The 23,441-nt window shown below is 53.1% G+C and carries 23 protein-coding genes and 1 riboswitch; of the genes, 1 reads left to right on the top strand and 22 read right to left on the bottom strand.

The features are described 5' to 3' along the window. Positions 1-41: 41 nt before the first annotated feature. The 11 genes from MKX64_RS16135 to metA all read right to left on the bottom strand — a co-directional run bounded on the left by MKX64_RS16135 (position 42) and on the right by metA (position 12,511). Positions 42-695, bottom strand: coding sequence for a response regulator (locus MKX64_RS16135; protein ID WP_155617889.1), 654 nt, complete (start codon positions 693-695; stop codon positions 42-44). Between the two features lie 16 nt (positions 696-711). Beyond that, positions 712-1,797 (bottom strand): sensor histidine kinase, encoded by a 1,086-nt coding sequence (locus MKX64_RS16130; RefSeq protein WP_155617919.1) that lies wholly within the window; start codon positions 1,795-1,797, stop codon positions 712-714. An 11-nt stretch (positions 1,798-1,808) separates the two neighbouring features. Beyond that, on the bottom strand, positions 1,809-2,858 hold the full coding sequence (gene liaF, locus MKX64_RS16125) for a cell wall-active antibiotics response protein LiaF (protein ID WP_445670841.1): 1,050 nt from the start codon (positions 2,856-2,858) through the stop codon (positions 1,809-1,811). Between the two features lie 205 nt (positions 2,859-3,063). Then, on the bottom strand, positions 3,064-3,261 hold the full coding sequence (locus MKX64_RS16120) for a hypothetical protein (protein ID WP_095266351.1): 198 nt from the start codon (positions 3,259-3,261) through the stop codon (positions 3,064-3,066). Positions 3,262-3,394: 133 nt separating this feature from the next. Beyond that, the gene (locus MKX64_RS16115; protein ID WP_413773601.1) at positions 3,395-4,000 is read right to left on the bottom strand and encodes a 3D domain-containing protein; all 606 of its coding nucleotides are present in this window, start codon (positions 3,998-4,000) and stop codon (positions 3,395-3,397) included. Between the two features lie 314 nt (positions 4,001-4,314). Then, complete coding sequence (gene thrS / locus MKX64_RS16110; RefSeq protein ID WP_330163962.1) at positions 4,315-6,252, bottom strand: threonine--tRNA ligase; 1,938 nt, start codon at positions 6,250-6,252, stop codon at positions 4,315-4,317. 400 nt (positions 6,253-6,652) lie between these two features. Continuing rightward, on the bottom strand, positions 6,653-7,555 hold the full coding sequence (locus MKX64_RS16105; RefSeq protein ID WP_095266348.1) for a putative sporulation protein YtxC: 903 nt from the start codon (positions 7,553-7,555) through the stop codon (positions 6,653-6,655). Between the two features lie 260 nt (positions 7,556-7,815). After that, positions 7,816-8,949 (bottom strand): cyclic dehypoxanthinyl futalosine synthase, encoded by a 1,134-nt coding sequence (gene mqnC, locus MKX64_RS16100; RefSeq protein ID WP_095266347.1) that lies wholly within the window; start codon positions 8,947-8,949, stop codon positions 7,816-7,818. Positions 8,950-9,215: 266 nt separating this feature from the next. After that, positions 9,216-10,385: an aminotransferase class V-fold PLP-dependent enzyme gene (locus MKX64_RS16095; protein ID WP_095266346.1), complete on the bottom strand. Its 1,170-nt coding sequence runs from the start codon at positions 10,383-10,385 to the stop codon at positions 9,216-9,218. Further along, entirely contained in the window at positions 10,382-11,566 is a 1,185-nt protein-coding gene (locus MKX64_RS16090) for a PLP-dependent transferase (protein ID WP_095266345.1), read from the bottom strand. The genes MKX64_RS16095 and MKX64_RS16090 overlap by 4 nt, the downstream gene beginning before the upstream one ends. Positions 11,567-11,593: 27 nt before the next feature. Next, a complete protein-coding gene (metA, locus tag MKX64_RS16085; RefSeq protein ID WP_341036614.1) occupies positions 11,594-12,511 on the bottom strand; it encodes a homoserine O-acetyltransferase MetA in 918 nt (305 codons plus the stop codon). Positions 12,512-12,643: 132 nt separating this feature from the next. Beyond that, positions 12,644-12,775: riboswitch (SAM riboswitch) on the bottom strand. Between the two features lie 438 nt (positions 12,776-13,213). On the opposite strand from metA, the gene corA reads away from it, so the two are divergent. Continuing rightward, a complete protein-coding gene (gene corA / locus MKX64_RS16080; protein ID WP_095266343.1) occupies positions 13,214-14,149 on the top strand; it encodes a magnesium/cobalt transporter CorA in 936 nt (311 codons plus the stop codon). Positions 14,150-14,250: 101 nt separating this feature from the next. Here corA and MKX64_RS16075 read toward each other — a convergent pair whose 3' ends face one another. From MKX64_RS16075 to MKX64_RS16025, 11 genes are all read right to left on the bottom strand, one after another. Beyond that, positions 14,251-15,282, bottom strand: a complete 1,032-nt coding sequence (locus tag MKX64_RS16075; RefSeq protein WP_341036612.1) for an HRDC domain-containing protein — start codon at positions 15,280-15,282, stop codon at positions 14,251-14,253. Between the two features lie 208 nt (positions 15,283-15,490). After that, positions 15,491-16,378 carry an ROK family protein gene (locus MKX64_RS16070; RefSeq protein WP_095266341.1) on the bottom strand — a complete coding sequence of 296 codons (888 nt, stop codon included), beginning with the start codon at positions 16,376-16,378 and terminating at the stop codon, positions 15,491-15,493. Positions 16,379-16,405: 27 nt separating this feature from the next. Continuing rightward, positions 16,406-17,059 carry a molybdate ABC transporter permease subunit gene (modB, locus tag MKX64_RS16065; protein WP_095266421.1) on the bottom strand — a complete coding sequence of 218 codons (654 nt, stop codon included), beginning with the start codon at positions 17,057-17,059 and terminating at the stop codon, positions 16,406-16,408. Positions 17,060-17,083: 24 nt separating this feature from the next. Further along, positions 17,084-17,938 carry a molybdate ABC transporter substrate-binding protein gene (modA, locus tag MKX64_RS16060; RefSeq protein ID WP_341036609.1) on the bottom strand — a complete coding sequence of 285 codons (855 nt, stop codon included), beginning with the start codon at positions 17,936-17,938 and terminating at the stop codon, positions 17,084-17,086. Continuing rightward, positions 17,935-18,825: a 5'-3' exonuclease gene (locus tag MKX64_RS16055; protein WP_095266340.1), complete on the bottom strand. Its 891-nt coding sequence runs from the start codon at positions 18,823-18,825 to the stop codon at positions 17,935-17,937. The genes modA and MKX64_RS16055 overlap by 4 nt, the downstream gene beginning before the upstream one ends. Positions 18,826-18,989: 164 nt before the next feature. Continuing rightward, positions 18,990-19,355 (bottom strand): arsenate reductase family protein, encoded by a 366-nt coding sequence (locus tag MKX64_RS16050; protein WP_341036607.1) that lies wholly within the window; start codon positions 19,353-19,355, stop codon positions 18,990-18,992. Positions 19,356-19,448: 93 nt separating this feature from the next. Then, positions 19,449-20,486 (bottom strand): RluA family pseudouridine synthase, encoded by a 1,038-nt coding sequence (locus tag MKX64_RS16045; protein WP_095266338.1) that lies wholly within the window; start codon positions 20,484-20,486, stop codon positions 19,449-19,451. A gap of 3 nt (positions 20,487-20,489) precedes the next feature. Then, entirely contained in the window at positions 20,490-21,050 is a 561-nt protein-coding gene (locus MKX64_RS16040) for a cob(I)yrinic acid a,c-diamide adenosyltransferase (RefSeq protein WP_095266337.1), read from the bottom strand. Between the two features lie 97 nt (positions 21,051-21,147). Then, positions 21,148-21,408 (bottom strand): aspartyl-phosphate phosphatase Spo0E family protein, encoded by a 261-nt coding sequence (locus MKX64_RS16035; RefSeq protein WP_095266336.1) that lies wholly within the window; start codon positions 21,406-21,408, stop codon positions 21,148-21,150. 140 nt (positions 21,409-21,548) lie between these two features. Further along, the gene (locus MKX64_RS16030; RefSeq protein WP_095266335.1) at positions 21,549-22,754 is read right to left on the bottom strand and encodes an aminotransferase class I/II-fold pyridoxal phosphate-dependent enzyme; all 1,206 of its coding nucleotides are present in this window, start codon (positions 22,752-22,754) and stop codon (positions 21,549-21,551) included. Between the two features lie 126 nt (positions 22,755-22,880). Then, positions 22,881-23,381 (bottom strand): Lrp/AsnC family transcriptional regulator, encoded by a 501-nt coding sequence (locus MKX64_RS16025; protein ID WP_095266334.1) that lies wholly within the window; start codon positions 23,379-23,381, stop codon positions 22,881-22,883. Positions 23,382-23,441 lie beyond the last annotated feature (60 nt).

Genomic DNA, 23,441 nt, shown 5'->3' with positions numbered 1-23,441 from the left:
AAGGCAGATAAAAAGACGGCTCTCCCCGGCTAAAACAGCGTTTATTGCGTTTTCACCCAGCCTTTTCGGTGGGCGTATATCGCCAGCTGGGTTCTGTCCTCCAGCTCGCATTTCATCAGCAGGTTGCTGACATGAGTTTTCACCGTTTTGATGCTGATATGGAGCTCCTCGCCGATCTCTTTATTGCTTTTTCCTTCCGCTATCAGCAGCAGCACTTCCTTCTCCCGCTCGGTCAAACCGGACTGATCCTCATCGACCATATGACGGCGAATTCCGCGCGTAAGCGCATCGGACACGTCCTTGGTCATCACCGGCATGCCGCGATAGGCTCCCTGGAGCGCATAGATCAGCTCATCGGCGGAAACGGTCTTCAGCACATAACTTACCGCTCCGGCCTCGACGCAGTCAACAACCAGCTCATCTTCCAGAAAGCTTGTCAGAATGACGATTTTCTGATCCGGAAACTCCGACATCACCGCCTTGGTCGTCTCTGCCCCGTTCATGACCGGCATCATCAAGTCCATCAGAATCAGATCCGGCCGGGCATCCGGGGCTTTTCTCAGCTTCTCCAGCACCTCGAGTCCGTTGGCAGCCTCGTCAATGACTTCGAAGCCGGGGTCCAGCGATAAATAAGTTTTCAGGCCCATCCGCACCATATCGTGGTCATCGGCCAGCATGATCTTAATGGTATCCATATCATTTCCCCCTTGTTTACTTCACCGGCACAGCGGCTTCCTCCTCAAGATCGTCATGCTCATCGGACGGTCCCCCGGAGCCGTTCTCTTCTCCGAACAGCGGAATGTTCACGCGCACGGTGGTGCCGGCCCCCTGCCGGCTTATAATATCCACCTGTCCCCCCAGCTTCTCTGCCCGCTCCCGCATCGTGGACAGCCCGTAGGAGCCCTGTTTCTGCGTTAAATCGTCAAACCCGCAGCCATCATCACTGATGCTGAGCACAACGCGCTTCTCTTCCTCGCGCAGCGACATGCTGACCATGGACGCGCCCGCGTGCTTGACAATGTTGGCCACCGCCTCCTGAATGATCAGGAACAGCTGATGCTCGATGGCCTCGGACACTCCGCCGTAAACCTCAACATCCTTCACGCCCTTGAGACTGTTCTGCCGGCAATAATCCGGGAACCAGCGCTCCAGCGCCTCCTCGAGTGTCCGACCCTCCAGCTCTACCGGGCGAAGCTGTGCAATGAGCGCGCGCATCTGCTTCTGGGCAATATGGGACATTTCGATTAACTGGGAGAGCACCTTCTCCCCATGCTCCGGATTTTTCTTGAGTACAGCTGGTAATGAAGAAGCGGACATGTGTATGGCAAAGAGCTGCTGGCTTACCGTATCATGCAAGTCTCTTGCCATGCGTCGGCGTTCCTCCAAAACTGCAGCTTCAGCGGCGATTTCCTTCTCGATCACATCCTGCTCGCCCAAGCGCTGCAACAGCTTCATCTTCTTCTCCAGCGCCTCGGTCATGGTGTTGAATTCCTCATAGACGCGCGCGAAAGAACCGTCTTCTGCGGCTGGCAGCCTGACCGTCAAATTGCCTTTGGCCACCTGTAGCATGTTCAGATGCAGCAAATCCAGCGGACGCTGAATCCGTTGTCCGGCGATATAGCCGGCAATGCCTGTGAACAGAACAATACCGACCGAGTAATAAACCCACAGTCGGTTGTCCTCAATATGAATGTATCCCCATTCGTCCGCAGCGTACAGGAATACGGCAACTCCTGCTCCGATGAGCAGAAAATACAGCATAAGCACCCATTTAGTATTCTTCAGAAAACTCATCATCGACATGCCGGTTACCCTACCCTGTTCACTTTAATATCGCCGATAAACACGCTGACATGAATGCGGATCCTCTTCCCTGCTTCCCTGTAGTACGGGCTCTCGATGCCCGAGCTGCTCATAAATCCGCTTCCTTCCTTCTGATCCAGCACCTTCATGTCGCCGATAAACGAGCTGGTCGACACATGGATGCCGAGGTCCGAATCATTCGGTACAAACACTTTGACGTCTCCGATAAATCCGGAAATGTTAATGCGGGTTTCGCCGTACGGAATCTGGGCTTTGGTCAAGTCGAGCACCGTATCCCCGATAAACTGGGAGATGTTGGTCGGCTTCAGCGAAAAGTATTCCTTGCCCATATGCACATCCCCGATAAAAGCGGATTTATTCACTGTATCGTGATGGGACCATCTGGCGCCACTTCTATTGGGGTCTTCTCGGTCTTCGTAGTACCGGTGACCCTCCTCTTCATTATAACCGTAATGCGGATCGGTATCGTCATAGCGGTAGCCCCTTCTTCCGGATGCGGCCGTATGATCCCTATGATTCGCATGATCGGTATGTTCCTGTTTCGGTTCCTGCTGCGGTTTGCCAAACTTGCGTTCGAACACCTCATCAAGCGAAGAATCGAGTGGAACGGCCTCCGGCGGCTCTGGCGGAATCGGGCTCTGCCGACGGTCAGGCTCCGGGGCAGGCGGCGGCTCAGGCGGCCGGCGGTTATTTCTCGGCTGTAGAATGACCTGCAGGCCGAACAGAATCAAAGCAACCGGAATCGCAAATTTGATTAAATCTCCAAACGAGAACCATACATAACCCAGGTTGCGTCCCAGAAAATAAAGGCCAAGCAGAATTGGCACCAAAGCGCCCCACAGCACCCCTGCACCAGATGCAAAGATCAGGCTTTGCAGGCCGAACCAGATCAAGATGACCGGCCAGAATGTCGATATGAGATAGCCGATGCTTACATTAATAAAACCAAGCTGATTTAGAAAAAACAATACGCCGATTCCGATCAGGAACAGGCCGCCGAATAACTGGCTCCATCCTTTTTTACTCATGGTCACATCCCCTTGCCTTCACTTCTTTTGGTAACTACAGTGTACAACATCCTGAAGGAACGATATAGCGGCGGCGGGATGAAAATCAACTCGGTCTCCAGACCGAGGCACTGGATAATAATGGATCACGTCTTCTATATAGAAAAACCCCCGCCAAGTGCAGGGGTTTTGTATAAAGCATGAAACGAGGGTTGCCACCGGCTAACTAACCTTAACGGTTTGTTTTGTGGTCGCCTGGCGCGTTCAGCTCGCCAAACTCCGCGTCAAACTTCTCGTTTGGTTTTTTGTAGTTCTCTTGAACCTTCGATTTGCCCTTCGGGTTGCTGGCAATGCTTTGATCTTCAGCAAACTCGGCATTGAACTTTTCGTTCGGTGTCTTGAAGTTTTCCTGAACTTTATTCTTTTTCACCGTCTTCACCTCCTGGTTATCTTCATACCATCATCCTCTTCAGGGGTTTGGCCCCCGAACAGTAGTATGTGATGAACCGGCGGGGCTTATGCGAGCTCGGGTAGTAAGTCCAGTGGCTGCCGGGAATCCGGGGTCAAATCGCTTCCTCCAGCACAGAGCTTGGCAGGAAACGGTACGTTTCAATCGCTTCTCCGAACTTTTTCAACATCGCTTCGGTGCATTTTCCGCTGCCTTTTCGAATGAGCTGCACCTCGACATCCTTTTTACCCCACTCCTCATACACTTGCTCGGTTGTGGCAAAATACAGATCGATCTTCCGACCCTTGATGGCAGAGCCGATGTCCGCGACGATCCCGTACCCGTAACCCGGGATATACAGAATGCTGCCCAGCGGAAATACAGATGGATCGGCAGCGATCGTGGACAGCGTATTTCGGTCTCGCTTCACCTTCACCCCGGAATACGTAATGCCATACTGGGGATGACCGGGTCTTTTACCAGTCGATTCATATCCTGCTGTATATCCTGTTGCCGTCACTGTCACCGTATGCAGCACCTGATCATCTCTTGGAGCCAGTACTGCCATCGAAGGATGGCCGCCTTTTCTGGTTGCTTTGACGCCGTGATCATCGCGCTGCTGCTCGTCTTCGGCAAGCGTTATATGTTTATTAACTTTTCCGATGCTAACCAAATTCAGGGCATAGAGATGCGCCATCTCCATAAAACTTGAGCCTTCAATGAATGCGCTCGATTTCTGTTCGCTGTGGGACACGCTGTAGGAATCACTTAATACCGGCTGCCAGTGACTTGCATTCGCCGTTACCGGCGGTTCGAGCAGCCAAGCGATAACGAGCCCGCACAAAAAGAACCCCTGCCATGTTTTTCGTTTGTTCATTGCGAATACCTCCCCCTTACTAGCGAGGGTTCCCGCAACTTCAACGGTTTATACATGACAGGGGTTGAAATGTTACCCTATGATCGAGCTAGTAATGGGGCAACCATCTGCAGCGGTCTACAGTTCCCGTACAACAGAAAGCTCTCGCTTGCATAGGATTACACAGCGTGCGTCTGGATTTCCTCACGCAGCTTGGCGATGATATCATCCAGCGGCTGAGCGCCAATATCCCCTTCCCCGCGCTTGCGGACGGATACAGCGCCAGCGTTCTTCTCATTCTCGCCAACGATGAACATATACGGAATTTTCTCCAGCTGCGCTTCGCGAATCTTATAGCCGAGCTTCTCATTACGGAGATCCGGCTCAACCGAGATGCCTGCCAGTTGCAGCTTCTCCGCTACTTCCTTGGCATAATCCTCAAATGCGGTAGACACCGGAATCACCTTCACCTGCACCGGAGCAAGCCAAAGCGGCAGAGCGCCTGCAAAATTCTCCAGCAAGAACGCGGCAAATCGCTCCATGGTGCCGAGGATGCCGCGATGGATGACGACCGGACGATGCTTCTGACCATCATCTCCGACATATTCAAGCTCAAAGCGTTCTGGCAGCAGGAAGTCGAGCTGTACGGTAGACAGCGTCTCTTCTTTGCCAAGTGCCGTCTTGATCTGCACATCGAGCTTCGGTCCGTAGAAAGCAGCCTCGCCTTCCGCCTCGAAGAACGGCATATCCAGCTCCTCTACAACCTCGCGCAGCATGCGCTGGGACATTTCCCACATCTCATCGTTCGGGAAGTATTTCTCGGTATCCTGCGGATCTCTGTAGGATAGGCGGAAACGGTAGTCCTGAATGCCAAAATCCTTGTACACGGTCATAATCAACTGGATAACCCGTGCAAACTCTTCCTTGATCTGATCCGGACGGCAGAAAATGTGGGAGTCGTTCAGCGTCATCGCCCGAACCCGGTGAAGTCCTGTCAATGCGCCGGACATCTCATAGCGATGCATCATGCCAAGCTCTGCAATCCGGATCGGCAGATCGCGGTAGCTCCGCATGTCGCTCTTGTACACCATCATATGGTGCGGACAGTTCATCGGACGAAGCACGAGATCTTCATTGTCCATCGACATGACCGGGAACATATCCTCCTGGTAATGATCCCAGTGACCCGATGTTTTGTAGAGATCCACGTTGCCAAGCACAGGGGTATACACGTGCTGGTAGCCAAGACGCTCCTCCAGATCCACGATATAACGCTCAAGGGTGCGGCGGAGCTTCGCCCCGTTCGGAAGCCAGATCGGCAGACCTTGTCCTACGAGCTGGGAGAACGTGAACATTTGCAGTTCCTTGCCCAGCTTGCGGTGATCGCGCTTCTTCGCTTCCTCCAGCAGATGCAGATGCTCATCGAGCTGCGCTTTCTTCACAAACGCGGTCCCGTATACACGCTGGAGCATTTTGTTCTTGCTATCCCCGCGCCAATAAGCTCCGGCCACATTCATCAGCTTGAACACTTTGATTTTTCCGGTTGATGGCACATGCGGTCCACGGCAGAGGTCAAAAAACTCCCCTTGCTCGTAAATCGTAATGACACTGTCCTCCGGCAGATCATGGATCAGCTCAAGCTTGTACGGATCCCCCAGTTCACCAAAAATCCGCAGCGCTTCCGCACGGCTCACTTCCTTGCGCACGATTGGCAAGTTCTCGCCTACGATGCGCTCCATTTCCTTCTCAATCTTCTGCAGATCCTCCGGATTCAGCGGCTCTTCAAGATCCATATCATAGTAGAAGCCGTCCTCGATGACCGGTCCGACTCCCAGCTTCACTTCCTTGGCGCCATACAAGCGCTTCGTTGCCTGTGCCAGCAAGTGAGCTGTACTGTGGCGGATCACTTCAAGCCCTTCAGCCGAATCCTGGGTTACGATTTCTACGAGGGCACCTTCCTCAAGCGGCGTCGACAAATCGACCAGCACCCCGTTTAATTTTCCTGCTACTGCGTTTTTCTTCAGCCCGCTGCTGATGGATGCAGCCACATCCTCAATCGAGCTGCCTGCCTCATATTCACGGACCGAGCCGTCTGGCAGTTTAATACTGATAGCCACCTTACATTCCTCCTCAAAGCATTACGTTGGTTTAATTTCACGTTTCCTGTTCCATTCTCGCAGGACATAACAAAAAACACCCGTCCCGCAAAGGGACGAGTGTTATACCCGTGGTTCCACCCTAATTCGATCCTCGGTCACACTGGCCCGCGCCAGGGCCGATCCGAAGGATCCTTCATCAGCATTGAATAACGGTCATGAACCGGTGAAGCCTACTCTTACGAAAAATGAATCCCATAATTTCGACCGCACAGCTACAAAGGGGTAAATCAATGACGCACCGAAGGGAATTTCAGCCGGGTTCCCTCTCTCTGGAACGGATCTAGCCGATTGACTCATGTCTTTGTCATAGCTTTTACGTGAATTTATGAGATATTATAATCCTGCTGGCCAGAATACGTCAAGTCATCATGCGCCCGCTTCCGAGAAACACACTGCATTCCGGACAGCTGCAGCATATCTGAGCCCGGTTATCAAAAATTTGGGCCAATGTCATAATGACCGGCAAATCAGGATTTCGCGTGTGAATGATCATTCGGGCCGGGGAAACCGCAATCAGTGTGCTGACGATCATATCTTCGATTTCCATTTCCTGATCCAGCCTCTCAATGATGAGTCCGTCCTCTTGCGGCCGCTCGATCGGCCTCAAGTTGCCATCCAGCAGCAGGAAATCTTCTTCGCCCTTGTGGATGACGTGGACGATCGGCATTTTGGGCTCCTGAAAATAAACAAAATACTTCAGCAGACTCACAAACTCCTCATACTGCTGATCCAGGATAAACTCATCAACGGCGTACTCCGCCAAGTCGCGCAGCTCTTGCTCATAAGTGTGGAGGCGAAACGTCAGGAAGCCGTTCAAATTGAGCTCAGGCCCCTCAAGCAGACACTGGTCAATGCCTTCAACCAGCTTCCGTCTGCGGCTTTGCCAATATTGGGCAGCCTCCCCTTCATTGGACAGCAGCTGGAAATAGCACTGCAGAATTCGTTCTGCCTCCTCTTCATCGTCAAACTCGAACTCCGAGTACAGTAGCCGTGCAGCAAGCTCCTGCTCCCTCTCCTCCATAATGTAAGCAGTAACCGCCTCGGAGATAAGCCGTCGCAGCTCCTCCGCAGACAGCGTCCAGGTCGACAGCGGCAGCTTGCCGGAGCAAGTCCAAGTGACCCGGGCTTCTGCAGCGCTGAAAGCAAATTTCAGCTGCTTGCACCGCTTATGTAGCTCCTTCTGCTTGTCTGACAATATACGGCGAAATGCCTCCTTCTCATGATCCGACCGTGTATCGATTGAGATGCTGAACAGTTCCATGGAATCACTCCTTTCGAGTTCCCTTTTCAGTATATGGGGAGTGGCAGGGGGATATACGGAACATCAGCTTGGAAAAACAAGCAAGTCCTTATGAAGCAACGCATCAGCCTTACAATAAAAAACACCCCGTTCACTCCGGCTCAGCCAGACGATCGGGGCGGTGCTTCGCTATACGAGGCGGAAACTGTTCCCACAAAAAAAAGTGTGAGTGACCAAGGAAGCCTTGATCACTCACACTTCGGATGATGGATAAACACAGATTAGTTCTGCATCACAAAATCGCGCTCGACGGTGCTGTTATCCTCAAACACACGCAAAATTTCGTACCGGGTATTCCGCTGAGCCGGAATATGTCCCGCTTCACGAATCAGACGAAGAATGGACTCGATGTTGACCTTGTATACCGCACCTGCGGAGGATACAACGTTCTCCTCCATCATCGTGCTGCCGAAGTCATTACAACCGTAGCTTAGCGACAGCTTGCCAATGTCCGGCCCCATCGTCACCCAGGACGATTGAAGATTCGGCACATTGTCAATGGCAAGCCGGCCGATGGCCACCGTCTTCAGATAAGCCTCCGGCGTCTCCCGCTCCCGCTTCAAATTGGTGTTGTCCGGCTGGAACGTGAATGGTATAAAGGCGAGGAAGCCTTTGGAATCCCATCCGTTCTGAATGCATTCATCCTGCGCATCGCGGATGCGCAGAAGGTGGAGTGCGCGCTCCTCCATCGTCTCGCCCAGGCCGATAACCATCGTCGCCGTCGTGTTCATGCCGAGCTTGTGGGCGGTCTGCATCACGTCCATCCACTGGCGCCAGGAACCCTTGAGACGGCTGACTTTTTTCCGGATTCGATCGTCCAGAATTTCAGCTCCGCCGCCAGGCAGCGAATCCAGTCCCGCATCCCGCAGCTCGCGCACCACTTCTTCCAGCGGCAAGCCGGATACCTCCACCATCTTCATGATCTCGGCAGGCGAGAAGGAATGCATCGTAATGTTCGGGAAACGCTTCTTGATGTTCCGAAGCAGGTCGGTGTAATAGCTGAATGGCAGATCCGGATTCGTGCCGCCCTGCATCAGTATTTCCGTCCCGTTCACATCCTGGGTTTCCTGGATTTTCTGGAAAATGGTCTCATCCGGAAGAACATAGCCCTCAGAAGAGCCAGGTCTGCGATAGAATGCGCAAAAGCGGCAGTATACGTCGCACACATTCGTATAGTTTATATTCCGTCCAATTACAAAGGTTGTAATCGGGTCAGGATGCAAACGCTTGGTCATGATGTTCGCGGCATGGCCTATTTTCTCCACTTGATCGCTTTCAAACAGCGTTACGGTGTCCTCCAGGTTAAGGCGTTCTCCCCGCAATGCTTTATCCAAGATACGATCGATCGTACCCATATTGATAGCCTCCTATCTGCAGCAAATTCGCAGTGGCAAGTAAACTCTTGTCTTCACCATCCTACCACATTCCCGGTTCAAAAACGACATCCCGAATGAAACGGGATGCCGTTGTTCATGAATTCATAACATTTAAGAAGATATATAAGGCTCATATCAGATATAAGTGCTTGACTTCCAGCAAAGATGCCGCTACGGGGAATGAGGGGACTTCCGATCGCTCTTGCCCGGGGTACTTGCCTTCATTCACTGCCAGGTTTATCCGCTCAAGCGCCGTTAAGCGCCTCGCTGAGATCCATAATCAAATCATCCACGTCCTCAAGCCCGACAGAGAAGCGCAGCAGACCGTCCGTAATGCCTCTCTCCTGACGCACCTCTGCGCCCATTGCCGCATGGGACATCATCGCCGGATAAGACAGAATGCTCTCCACAGCCCCAAGACTGACAGCTACAAGCGGCAGCCTGACGCGGTTCAGCACCTGCTTCGCCCGTTCTCCGGAACCTACATCAAACGAGACGACCGCTCCATATCCGGTCGACTGCTTCTCATGAATCTCGCGCCCCGGATGATGCAGCAGGCCCGGATAATAGACCCGCTCGATATCGCTGCGCCCCTGAAGCCAGGCTGCAAGCTTGGCTGCGCTCTGCTCACTGTGGGCCATTCGCGCCCCGAGCGTCTTCATGCCCCGCATAAGCAGCCATGAATCCTGAACGCCGAGCACCGTCCCGAGCCCGTTTTGCAGCTTCTTCAGCTCCGCCGCAAGCTCTTCCGTTCTGGCGACAGCAAGACCGGCCAGCACGTCGCTGTGGCCCCCGAGAAACTTGGTTGCACTATGAATGACAATATCGACACCCAGTTCAATCGGACGCTGATAGTATGGGGTCATGAACGTATTGTCCAGCAGCGTCAGCAGGTCGTGTTCCTTGGCCCAGCTCGTCACGCCGCTGATATCCGTTATTTTTAATGTTGGATTGGATGGTGTCTCCATATATACAGCTTTGGTATTTGGCCTGATTGCTGCCTTGACCTGCTCCAGATCGGTCATGTCGACGAACGTGCTCTCGATGCCCATGCGGTTCAGGATGGTGGTCAACAACCGGTAAGTGCCGCCATATACATCCTCGGTAACAATCATATGATCGCCGGCGGACAGCAGCATGAAGCTGCTGGATATGGCAGCCATGCCGGAGGAATACGCGAACCCGCGCACGCCGCCTTCCAGCAGCGCAATGTAGTCTTCCAGCGCTTGCCGGGTCGGATTGCCGGAACGGCTGTAATCATGAACCGGCGGATGATTGACGTCTTCGTGATGAAAGGTTGACGCCTGATAGATCGGGACGCTTGACGCTCCGGTCGTGCGATCGATCTCGCCTCCGAAATGAAGCAGCTTCGTTTCAAACTTCAACGGATCGGTTGAATGTCGGTCCGAACTCATCGCAGCTCGCCTCCTTCCACCTCGGCCATCGCTGCGTTCAGCGCTTGATCCAGATCAGCAATCAGGTCCTCGGCGAATTCGATGCCGACTGAGAAACGGAGCAGACGGTCATCTACGCCAACCGCTTCCCGAATCTCAACCGGAATATCCGCATGCGTCTGTACGGCCGGATAGGTCATGAGCGATTCGACCCCGCCCAGGCTTTCTGCGAAGGCAATCAGGCGAATATGCCGCAGCACCGGTTCTACATAGCGGGCATCCTTCACCTTGAAGGAGAAAATTCCGGTATTGCCGCTGGACTGGCGGCTCTGAATATCGTAGCCCGGATGTTCCGGCAGACCGGGATAGAATACTTCCTCCACAGCCGGATGTCCCTGCAGGAAGGTCGCAACCGCCGTCGCATTCGACTGATGGCGCTCCATTCGGAGGGCCAGCGTCTTCATCCCTCTCATTAACTGATAGGAGTCGGACGGGCTCAGCACCGCTCCGATCGAATTATGAAGAAAGGCCATCTCCTCGGACAATTCCTTGCCCTTCGTTACAATCAGGCCTGCCAGCACATCGTTGTGACCGCCCAGATATTTGGTCGCGCTATGTACGACGATATCGGCTCCAAGCTCAATCGGCCTTTGAAAATAAGGCGTGAGCAGCGTGTTGTCCACGATTGTCAACAGCTGGTGACGACTTGCCCATGTGCAAACCGCTTCAATATCGGTAATCATCATAAGCGGGTTGGTCGGCGTCTCGATGAATACCGCCTTTGTATTTGGCTGCCGCGATTGCTCCAGCGCATCCAGATCGTTCGTATCCACATAGGTTGCCGTTACCCCGAACTTGGACATAATCCGCTCCAGCAGCCGATAAGTGCCGCCGTACAAATCCAGGGATACAATCAGATGATCCCCCTTGCCAAACAGGGCAAATACGGTTTGCAGCGCAGCCATGCCCGAGCTGCAAGCGAATCCGGCATCCCCGGATTCCAGCTCCGCGCAGGCATCCTCCAGCACTTGTCTCGTCGGGCTTTTCGTGCGGATGTAATCAAATCCGGTGCTTTGGCCAAGCTTGGGGTGGCGGAAGGCCGTTGCCTGATAGATCGGGAAATTGATCGCGCCGGTTACCGGCTCCTGAACCGAACCGATCTGGGCTAGCCGGCTTTCGATATTCAACGGTTTTTTATCCATATCATTGCTCCTCCTCGGGTGTGCGCGCTAGATTTGCGGGCCGATGTCATACGGTGTCTCTTGGTACACATAATAGTTCAACCAATTCGAGAATAAAAGGTTGGCATGTGCCCGCCATACGGACCGTGGTTGCCTGGACGGGTCGTTGTTCGGATAATAATTAACGGGCAGATCAATCTCCATCCCTTTTGCCACATCGCGATCATATTCCCATTTCAGCGAGTCTGGATCATATTCGGAATGACCGGTAGCAAATATTTGCTTGCCATCCTTGGAAGCTACCAGATATACGCCGGCCTCCTCCGATTCCGACAGAATGACAAGATCCTCATGCTGGGCAATGTCCTCGCGGCGAACCTCGGTATGACGGGAGTGCGGAACGAGGAACATCTCATCAAATCCCCGGAGCAGCTTCGTACAGGGCTCGTTAACCGAATGCTCGAATACGCCAAAGCATTTCTTCGGCAGGCTGTATTTCGGAACTCCATAATGATAATACAAGCCGGCTTGGGAGGCCCAGCATATGTGCAGGGTAGACGTCACATTCGTCTTGGTCCACTCAAATATTTCCGTCAGCTCATTCCAGTAGTTCACCTGCTCGAACTCCAGCTGCTCCACCGGAGCGCCAGTAATGATCATGCCGTCAAAACGGCGATTTTTGACCTGCTCGAACGTTTTGTAAAACGTGGAGAGATGCTCAGCCGACGTGTTTTTGGAAATGTGGGAGCTCGGATGGAGCAGCACCACATCGACCTGCAGCGGCGAGTTACCAATTAACCGAAGCAGCTGCGTCTCGGTCGTTTCCTTGGTAGGCATCAGATTCAGGATAGCAATTCGCAGCGGACGGATGTCCTGATGGAAGGCCTGGCTTTCATCCATCACAAAAATATTTTCTCCAGCCAACACTTCTTTAGCTGGCAGCGCATCTGGAATTTTAATCGGCATGTGAACTCACTCCTTCAAAATAATTGACGAATCGATTCATGCTTTCAAGAGAAAGAGCGATAAGTACCTTGAAACGCAAGAAAACCTTTCTCCGAAGAGAAAGGTCATCATATACGTATTAACTATGCGCCTCTCTCATCTGTCAGAATGCCTGCGTTTTTCAAAAACGCAAACCATGCATCCTGCAAGAATTAGCACCGTGCGATGTTGCCGCCGGTTGCCGGGTTTCATAGGGCTAGTCCCTCCACCTGCTCTTGATAAGATTTCGCTGTATTCGATTGTCACAAGACTGTTGTTAGATTTACTTTAAATCAATAATTTTTTTTCGTCAAGAACCTCTAGCTTTATCGTCACATATTCCTCGCGGTTTCCATACCCTGTACAACAGCGTCATATCCGGCCTATATTTCATCTTGAAAGGTCGTACACCCGGCGTTATACTAGACAAGTGCTGCAACAACATTGATGAAAGAGGTGACATGGAAGATGGACGGTGACCCGAGCCAGAAGCTGGATAACCAGGAAGCACAACCGCATAGGACCAAGATCAGCTCACCGGCGGAGGGCGGCGTTATTTTTCATGCGCTTATATAGAAGGCTTTAATGAGAGAAACCTAAGTTCTTCGCCCGTTCTTCCCCGGCAAGCTGATATCTTGTGCTTTTATGCGCCAATTTTCACGAATGGAAATGGAGTGATATCAGATGAAAATCCGGTTGGTTGATGCGGGTGTTTTTACACCTGTCGAAGACATCAGAGCCACCCTGACGGCCCCGGAAAGCGGCTTTTATTGGCTGGATGCCGATGTGGACGATCTGGAGGAACTGCAGCCGCTATTTTCCCTCCACGACCTTGCGGTCGAGGACTGCTTGAGCGAAGAGGAACAGCGGCCGAAGATTGAAATTTATGAAGATCATTACTTTATTGTAGTGAACAGCATTCGCTTTGATGATGAGGAAATCTTTCTGCGGGCGCTTAACATCTTTCTTGGACGGCATTTTATCATTACGGTAACGAAGCAAAAAATCCACGAACTTCGCACACTGAAACCTCTTCTATGGGAAGAGGAGGTCAGCACGCCGGACCGCTTCCTGTATCTGCTGATCGACCTTGTGACCGACAACTACTTCTCCGTCGGGGACCGAATCGAGGCGCGGATCGAGAAGCTGGAAGAAGATATTCTGATGCATACCAAGAAAGCCCATCTGCATGAGATTATCGGTCTTCGCAGTGAGATTCTGTGGCTGAAGAAGGTGCTCGGTCCTCAGAAGGAAGTGATCAACACCCTGAATAAAAAGGATCTTCGGCTCATCGATGATCAGCTGCAAAAGTACTTCAGCGACATCTACGAGAACGCCGTCAAAATTTCCGAGACGTTCGAGACGTATCGGGATCTGATGGGCAACCTTCGGGAAGCCTACCAGTCCAGTATCGCCAACCGCGCGAACGAAATCATGCGTGTCTTTACGGCGATTACAACCATCTTCATCCCGCTTACGCTGATCACCGGCATTTACGGAATGAACTTCGAGTATATGCCTGAGCTAGAATGGAAATATTCCTATTATGTTGTCATCGGGATTATGGTATCTGCGGGTCTCCTAATGTTCTATCTTTTCCGTAAAAAGGATTGGATCTGAAATGAAAAACGCTGTCTCACAAGCTAGAGTAGCTGATGAGAGACAGCGTTTTTTAGGTTTATTCATCGCTTGTCACAGCAGTCATGAGGCTTTCCTCACGTCTAACCGACATTTCTTCGTCTGTCCGAATTTCGACTGTCCGCCCCCCCTGCGCTCCGGCGGTAACGGATCCGGATCAGACGGAGGCGTTCGTACAGCTGTTCTGTCGTGCTTGTCCCATCCGCCTCCTGACCATATACCCGCTGCAGGACAGGCTTCAGGAACGTGTCGCCCAGCTCCTCGAAGGCTTTCCAAATTGACTTCTGCTCCTCCTCCGGCACCGCGTTCAGCTCCAGCTGAATCAAGGCATCGGTATCATACCCGTCCTTCTCCAGCTCTTCCAGCTGCTCCAGCAGCTCACGCCGGGACATGGCGGTCCGCTCTTTCAGCTGCATGAGAGACGCCCCTTCGGCTATGCCGGACAGCATGACCCTGCGCGTGCGAAATCGCTCCAATTCCTGCTTGTACTTGGCCTCCTTCTGCTTGTACAGCCAGGCTACATATTCTTCCTCCCTTAGCGCATCATAGACCCAGTCAAGCGGAAACGCGGTCGAGCGCGCCACCTTGGACGTCAGCTCCAGCCACTCTGCACCATGCTCTGATGCCTTGCTGGCACCAATGCCCGGCAGCTGAAGCAGCTCCTCCTCCGTCTGCGGAATGAAGGCGCTGATTAGTCTCAACACACGATTGCTCGCGACGAAATAAGGGGCCTTTCTTCCCGAAGCCGCCTTCTTGCGCCGCCAGGCACACAGCTCGGTGTACAGCTCCTCGTTACCGTACAGCTCGCTGTAGCACTGCAGCTTCTGGGCCGTCTGCTGCTTGCCTGCCACTTCCTGCGGCTCATGAAACACGCCTTCAATCATAGGTCTGTAGCCATCTCCAAGCTTGACTGCCAGCCGGTGACGATAAACGTACAGCATTTCATTCCACGAACTGCCTTCATACCATTCCTCATCCACTGCCTCGCCGTCAAGCTCCATATCCCGCCAACCAAGGCGCCACACGCCTTCCTCCTCCCCAATCCAGACCTGTGCGAATTGCGCCAGGCCCTCCTGGTCTGTTCTCGACATTTGATTCATAAACACAATCTGCATGTTACGACTCCTCCCGCTACGCATTTCAGTACAACGACAAAAAGCACCCCTCCGCCGCTACTCGCGGCTGGAAAGGTGCTTCCTTATCCGTTCCGTTATACTGTTACAGTTATAATACCATATTCTGTAATGTAATCAAGCCTTTATCGCACAGCTTTCTCTAACTGTCCATGACCATGGCTGTAAGGTGGTAACGAACTTCTTCCGCTTAGTTCGCCTCTTCAGCCAAAGCCAGCTTCGCCAAGGCCAGCGCCCCGCACAGCCCCGCATTGTCGCCAAGGCCCGGAGGAACGATGAACTCGTCAATCTGATCCCCAAGGCTTGGATGCTGAACATAGCCCGCAAGCAGCTCCTGAAGCTTCTTGCGAATCATCGGGAACAGCTGCTCCTGCTTCATCACGCCTCCACCCATCACGATGCGCTGCGGGGATAGAATGAGCACATAATTCATCAGTGCTTGGGCCAGATAATAAGCCTCCATCTCCCATGCCGGATGATCCGGCGTAAGCTCGGCGCCGGCAACTCCCCAGCGTTTGCCAAGCGACGGACCTGCGGCCAGCCCCTCCAGACAGTCCCCATGATACGGGCAAGTTCCTTCATAGGTGTCTTCCGGATGACGGCGCACGTAAATATGGCCCATTTCCGGATGTGACAAGCCGTGGATCAATTCGCCGGAGACAACGGCTCCTGCACCCACACCTGTGCCAATCGTAATATACAGGCAGCTGTCCAGCCCTTGGGCAGCCCCCCATGTATATTCGCCCAGCGCTGCCCCGTTCACGTCAGTATCGAAACCGATCGGTACCGGAAAGCGCTCCTTCAACGCATTCACAATGTTGAAGTTGCTCCAATGAGGCTTCGGTGTGGTTGTAATGCTTCCATATGTAGGACTTCCTTTTACCGGATCAATCGGTCCGAAGGAACCGACGCCAATAGCAGACACATTCTTATCCGCGAAAAACTCAAACACCCGGCCCATCGTTTCTTCCGGTGTCGTCGTTGGAAAGCTTACACGCTCCACGACAGTGCCGTCCTCATTACCGATTCCGCACACAAATTTCGTTCCACCCGCTTCAATTGCTCCCAGTATACTCATGCTCGTTCATCCCTCATTTCATCATGTTCACCGGCCGGTGCGCTCTCGTCGTCCCGAACCTGCAGCTGCCAGAAGCAGCCAGGAAAACAATATAATGACCGCCGTCCAGGTCCACGCTAGCCTGTGATCCCCGTTGCTGACGGCAACATATATCGCAGTCGGCAGCGTCTGGGTTTTGCCGGGAATATTACCGGCTACCATCCAGGTCGCTCCGAATTCACCCAATCCTCTTGCAAACGCAAGGATGTATGCCGCCATCGCTGATCGGCTTACGAGCGGCAGTGTAATCCAGCGAAGCACTTGCCACTCCCCCGCTCCTTGCGACCGGGCGGAATCCTCCAGCTCGCGATCAACCGAGTCAAAGCCGGCCCGCATGCTCTGATACACAAGCGGAAAAGATACGACCACCGCGGCGATGACCGCAGCGCCCCAGCTGAATATAATCGGCTGTGCGAACAGCCACTCCGCCAGTCTGCCAACCCAGCTGTTCCTTCCCAGCACGACCAGGAGGATAAAACCGATCACGGTCGGCGGCAGAACAAGCGGCAGAATGAGAAAGGTCTCCACCATCGCCTTTCCCGGAAACATGCGGCGAGACATCCATCTGGCTGCCGCAGTTCCGAGTATAAAGGCCAGGATGCTGGACAGCAATGACGTTTTTAACGAAAGCCATACCGGCATCCAGAATAATTCCGATGATGACACCTACATTCCCTCCATTACAACAAAACCCGCCTGCTCAAAGATGTCCTTCACTTCATCCGTGCTCAAAAATGCCAGCAGCTCCGCAGCTTCCTTCGGATGAGAAGCGATGAGCGGCACAGCTGCAGGATACTCTATCGGGCTGTGCAGCTCCGGATCCAGACGCAGCACCGTCTCCACCTGATCGGACTGCAGGGCATCGGTCTCATACACAAATCCGGCATCCGCATTCCCCGACTCCACGTAAGTAAGCACCGCCGTAACATCCTTGGCATAAACCGCCTTGGTCTCCACCGCTTCCCACAGACCGACATGCTCCAGCGCTTCCCGAGCATAACTTCCGGCAGGCACCGTCTCCGGCTGGCCAACTGCCACAATACGAACCTGTTCCCCGGTTATATCGCCGAGCTGCCGGATGTGCGCGCTGCCTTTCCGCTCAATTAGCACAAGCGAATTACGAAGCAGTACCCGGATATCCTGCTCAGCTACAACCCCTTTATGGACCAGACGCTCCATCGGTTCCCTGGCGGCAGATATGAACAGATCCGCCGGCGCTCCCTGCTCCAGCTGCTGAACCAGCGCGCCAGAGCCGCCAAAGTTGAACCTCAGCCGCACCCCAGGATGGGATGCCTCAAACCTCCGGCCCGCTTCCTCCAGCGTTTCCTTCAGGCTTGCAGCTGCGGAAACGATCAACTCGGTAGGCGGCTCCGCTCCTCCGCTTTCGCCACCAGAAGTCGCAGGCGCTGCGGATTGACCCTCAGCGCAGGCAGACAAGATGATAAGCATCATAGCCAGCAGGCAGGAGAGTCCACATCGTGTCATGCTTCTGTATAGCCGTGAAGCTATCGCTGTTCTCATGAAACGGTCGCTTCCCCGAACATATGAGCCAGGCTCTTCATTTCCAGCTCCTCCAGCTTGGCCAGGGCCCGGCTGTGGTCAATTTCCAGCAGGCACAAATCCAGCTCGCATTCCAGCGGAACCTCGCAATAAATTTCGGCCAAAGATCTCGACAGATGCAGCATATCGAGATCAGACTCAATTTTGGTGCGGACCCCTTTAGCCAGTGAATCGAGATTGGCCAAAATCCCTTCTACGGTCTGATATTGCTGAATCAGCTTCAGCGCCGTCTTCTCCCCGATGCCGCGGACACCCGGATAGTTATCGCTCGTATCTCCCATCAAACCCTTCATATCCACAATTTGATGCGGCAGGAGGCCTTTCTCGGCATAGAGCGTCTCCGGGGAATAGACCATGTAATTGCCATGGCCTTTCTTCATAATAATGACGGAGGTGGATTCGTTGACAAGCTGCAGCATATCATGATCCCCCGTCAGCACCATCACCTGCGATTGGGCGCCGAAGCGTCTGGCCAGCGTTCCGATGCAATCGTCCGCTTCGTAACCTTCCACACCCAGATTGGGAATGCCAAGGCATTCCGTTACCTCCCGGACGAGGGAGAATTGGGGAATCAGGTCATCCGGCGCTTCCATCCGGTTGCCCTTGTAAGCCGCAAAATGCTCTGTCCGGAAGGTCTTCGATCCCATATCCCAGCAGCATGCAACATGCGTCGGCTTGAACGTATCAATCGCGTCCCATAAATATCGCAAAAAACCATATACGGCATTGGTAGGCACACCCGACTTGGTGCGGCGAATGTACCCGCTCGCAGCCGTGGCATAATACGCCCTGAATAATAAAGCCATCCCGTCGACCAGCATCAAGGATGGCTGCTTGTTCGGTGTCAAGTTTAATCGCTCCTAACTGTTCTCTTCATGATCCATCTAGCAGTTCCCTGCCATTATATCATATCCCTGCGGTCCGTTGGGGACGAGATGTCAGGCCGAATCACATATCCACCTATTGGCATCATCTTGCTACTGGCCAGCCCCGATATTCGTCAGGCTTCGCGTTACTGTCCACCCCAGCTCTCCTGGAACTGCTCTGCCTTGAAGCCGACCGTCACCCGGGTACCGTCCGTAACGATCGGACGTTTGATCAGCCTTCCGTTCGAAGCCAGAAGGGCGATTTTCTCTTGATCAGACATTGCCGGAAGCTTGTCCTTCAGCTGCATTTCCTTGTAAACCTCACCGCTTGTATTGAAAAACTTCTTCAGCTCCAGGCCGCTTTTAGTTATCAAGTCTGCCAGTTCATGCTCTCCCGGCGGCTGTTCAAAAATGTGAACAAGCTCAAGCTCATGCCCTTGCTGTTGCAGCCATTTCACGGCATTGCGGCAAGTGCCGCATTTCGGATACTGATATACTGTCAATTTGCTCATATTTCAACAACTCTCCTTGATATTTGCTATTAAAATTTTTGAAAGTTTGCCTAGCGAGTTTCTTCCATGTCCGCATTCCCGATTCCAAGCATGTCAGCGTACCCTCTGCTGCAAGCGCTGCTGCAATGCCGCCATATCCTCCGGCATCGGAGCGGAGAACGTCATCTGCTCCCGTGTCATCGGATGAACGAGCGTCAGGCTCGCCGCATGCAGCGCCTGTCTGCTTATGCTCTCATCAAGCGCCATAACCCGTGCCAGCGCCGGGGACGAGGCAGCCTCCGCCCGTGAATCGTCCATACCTTCAACCTGCAGGGAAGTGTCCGCCTTCCCAGGGCCGTCGATCCCCCGGGAGCTGTAGAGTGGATGCCGGTACATCCGATCCCCGATCAACGGACAGCCGATGCTGGTCATATGTACGCGAATCTGATGAGTCCGTCCGGTTTCAAGCTTGAGCGCCACGAGCGAAGCCCCATCATACTCCTCGCGCACTTCGTATCGCGTCAGGGAAGGATACCCATCGGCCGTTATGATCCTTCGATGCGGCTCCTCAGGGTCACGGTCGATCGGCCCGTCCACCGTCCCTACGGCCGGATCGGGCGCGTTGTGAACAAGCGCCAGATAGCGCTTGTCGACCGTCCCGGCGATCATCTGCTCGGATACATGCTGGTGAACAAAAGGATTTTTCGCAATAGCGAGAACGCCCGACGTTTCCTGATCGAGCCGATGAATGGCACGAAACCGATATTTCCAGCCCCGGGACTGCCAATAGTGTACAATTCCGTTCGCCAGCGTGCCTGTGTAATGGCCGTGTGTCGGGTGAACGATGATCCCTGCCTCCTTGTTCACGACAAGCAGATGATCATCCTCGTATAGAATGTCCAGCGTCATCGGCTGCGGCAAAATATCATCGGATACCTCCTGCTGCATCCGAATCTCCACAAGATCCCCGGGCTTTACCTTCTCGCTGATATACACCCGCTTGCCGTTCAGCTGAATGCCCTGCTCCGTCAGCTTCAGTCTTGACAGCAGCTTCCGGGAAATCCCCATCCGCTGCTGCAGCACGGTCTTGAGCAGCATTCCGCCGTCTTTGTCAGGAACTGTGTATGCAATCGGCGGATAATAGTCTTCCATTTCTTATCGAAACACCTTTCCGCTTCGGACATATTCTACATCCGGCACACCTGCTTTTACATTGGCCGCGCGAGCCGCAACGAAGAAATAATCCGACAATCTGTTCAAATATTTTCGCACCTCCGGATTGATATCCACCGAACGGGCGAGGGTAACCGTCAGCCGCTCTGCACGGCGGCATACGGTACGGCATACATGCAGTGCGCACGACAACGCACTACCGCCAGGCAGAATAAACCGCTCCAGCGGCGGATTCCCTTGCTCCAGCTCATCAATCCACTGCTCCAGCCGCTCCACCATATCGGCCGTCACCTTGTAGCGGCTCTCATCCTTTTTGGCATAGGACAAATCAGACCCGCTATCGAACAGCTCGTGCTGGATCAGAAGCAGCTGCTCTTCCATCTCCTCATAACCGCTTTGTTTGGCGGCATGCACCGCCTGCCCTACAAAGCTGTTCAGCTCGTCAATCGTGCCGTATGCTTCCACACGCGCATCGTCCTTCGGGACGCGGCCACCGATGATCGACGTTTCCCCGGCATCCCCGGTTTTCGTGTATACCTTCATCGCTCCTACCTCCGTTATCCTCAGTTTATGTTCAATATATCATAACAAATGCGAATACCAAAAAGGAGACCCTGAAGGTCTCCTTCTATCCCGATCCTTATTTCTTCTTCGGATAAGTCTTCATATATTCGTTGATTTTCAGGTCAAGCAGACTGCTGATCTCAATCACAATATCTGACGTAAAGGACTGCTCTTCCATAAAGATTTGTTCCATCTTCTGCCGGAGCATGTGAATTTCATCTTCCAAGGTGATTTCCTGAGGAGTAGACTTTGCTGATTTAATTGACCATTTACCGTGCTGGTTGTCCTCAGCCATAAAATCTCCACGGTAGTTCGACAATTCATAATCATATAACATCGATGACCCCTCCTTGGAAAGTAAAATTCTGCTCCCAAAATAAAATTATACCATATCAATCAGTTAAGAAAAAGTGAAAATTTTGTTAATTCAAGGAAAATCTCAATCTGATTTCTATGCATTCATTGAGGAGCCATCCCTTAGGTCAGTTTGGCTACAAAATTGCCCATACGATCCAGCGCTTCATTTAGCTGCGTTATGGACGTCGCATAAGAACAGCGAATGAAGCCTTCGCCGCCCATACCGAACGCGGACCCCGGCACCGCGGCCACTTTCGCTTCGGTCAGCAACCGCTGGGCAAACTCATCGGATGACAATCCGGTGCGCTTGATGCTCGGGAACGCGTAGAACGCGCCGTTCGGCTCATGGCATTCCAGCCCGATGTCGCACAGTCCCTGTACGATCAATCTGCGACGCTGGTTGTAGGACTCCACCATCCGGTCCTTCTCGCCCATGCCGTTGCGAAGTGCCTCAAGGGCGGCAACCTGGCCCATTGCCGGCGCGCACATCACCGTATACTGGTGGATCTTCAGCATTGCATTGATCAGCTCCGGATGTCCGCATACATAGCCCATCCGCCAGCCCGTCATCGCAAATGCCTTGGAAAATCCGCTGACCAGAATGGTCCGGTCGATCATGCCCGGCATCGAGGCAAAGCTGACATGCTTGCCCTCATAAGTCAACTCGGCATAAATTTCGTCCGAGATCACAATCAGATCATGCTTCTTGACCACTTCCACAATCGGCAGCCAATCTTCGTAGGTCATGATCGCCCCTGTCGGGTTGCTGGGATAGCAGAGGATCAGCACTTTGGATTTGGGCGTGATTTTGGCTTCCAGCGCCTCGGCCGTCAGTTTAAACTGGTTCTCGGCCGTGGTCTCGATCCCTACCGGCACGCCGCCGCCAATGGATGTAATCGGCGAATAGGAGATGTAGCAGGGCTCTGGAATCAGAATCTCATCCCCCGGTACAACCAAGGCCCGCAATGCCAAATCAATGGCTTCACTGCCTCCGACCGTCACAATAATCTGATTGGCCGGATTGTACTCGACATGAAAGCTGTCATTCAAGTATTCAGCGATCGCCTCGCGCAGCTCCGGCATTCCTGCATTGGAAGTGTAGCCGGTAAAGCCACGTTCAAGGGAATATACACAGGCCTCACGGACATGCCACGGGGTCACAAAATCCGGCTCGCCGACGCCAAGCGTAATGATGTCCTTGTTCCCGCTGACGAGATCGAAAAATTTCCGTATGCCCGACGGCTGAATATCTCTAACCTGCGGCGCCAAATAGGAAGTCATCGATTTCCTGTTCTTCTCTGAAAGCTGCTCTTCATTCACAATCATGGCACACTCTTCCTTCTGTCAGACTATAGAATGTGTAACAGCGAAAGCCACGGCACTCTATACTCGTAAAAAAATTTCCGCTGTAAATCGCGGTCAGTCTGCTCGCAAATCCTTGCGATGTCAATGTTATGGAGAAATCAGAAGACGATTGTCTTCTTCACGTTCTTCGAAAATAATGCCGTCCTGCTTATATTTCTTCAAAATAAAATGCGTCTTGGTCGACAATACGGAGTCGATCGGCGACAGCTTCTCCGATACAAAATTGGCTACCTCGCGCAGGTTAGCCCCCTCCACCTCAACCAGCAGGTCGTAAGCGCCGGACATGAGATACACCGACTTCACCTGCGGGAACAGATAGATTCGCTCGGCAATGCCCTCAAAGCCTCTGCCGCGCTCAGGGGTAATCTGCACCTCGATCAGCGCAGTCACCTTCTCGTCATCCACCTTGCCCCAGTTCACTACGGTCGCGTACTTCACGATAACATGATCGCGCTCCAGCTCTGCAATCGCCGTTTTCACTTCTTCTTCCTCCACACCCAGCAGCGTGGACAATAGAGCCGGCGATCTTCTCGCATCCTCTTTCAGCAGGTCAAGCACCTTCAACTTCAATTCGCTTAGCTCTTCCATATTCGTTCCTCCAGCTCTAAATTACGAAAACCGTCCATGAACAGATCACGAAACAGAGAT

The organism is Paenibacillus sp. FSL M8-0334 (genome assembly GCF_038000405.1).
In the GTDB taxonomy this organism is placed as follows: domain Bacteria; phylum Bacillota; class Bacilli; order Paenibacillales; family Paenibacillaceae; genus Paenibacillus_AQ; species Paenibacillus_AQ campinasensis.
This window is presented reverse-complemented; position numbering and strand designations above follow the sequence as displayed.